Raw genomic sequence first — 408 nt, 5'->3', positions numbered from 1 at the left:
GAGGCCCGTGAGGTCGAACTGCCGGACCTGCGGGACCGGTGGGCAGAGGCCATGGACAAGGTCACCCCGCAGTACAGCGCCATGATCCGGCAGCAGACCGACGCGCTGCTCACCCGCAGCGCCGACGAGGCGCGCAGCCTGCTGGTGACCGCCGCGTCGCTGAGCGCCGCGGGGCTGCTCGCGCTGCTGCTGTGCGTGGGCCTGTCCTGGCGCATCACCCGCTCGCTGTCCCGCCGGCTGCGCGGACTGCGGCTGGCCACCCTCGGCCTGGCGCAGGAGCGGCTGCCGGACGTGGTGGCCCGGCTGGAGCGCGGCGAGAAGGTCGACCCCGAGTCGGCGACCACGCCCCTGGACTACGGCGACGACGAACTCGGGCAGGTGGCGCAGGCGTTCAACACCGCGCAGCGC

General features: G+C 74.5%; 1 pseudogene. It reads left to right on the top strand.

Going from position 1 to position 408, the window contains the following annotated elements:
- Window positions 1-408, top strand: a pseudogene (locus LPA54_RS40595) (HAMP domain-containing protein); the annotation flags it as partial.

It is taken from the genome of Streptomyces sp. DH12 (assembly GCF_020873895.1).
Taxonomy (GTDB): Bacteria; Actinomycetota; Actinomycetes; order Streptomycetales; family Streptomycetaceae; genus Streptomyces.
Note: the sequence above shows the minus strand (reverse complement) of the source record. Positions and strands in the feature narration are given on the sequence as shown.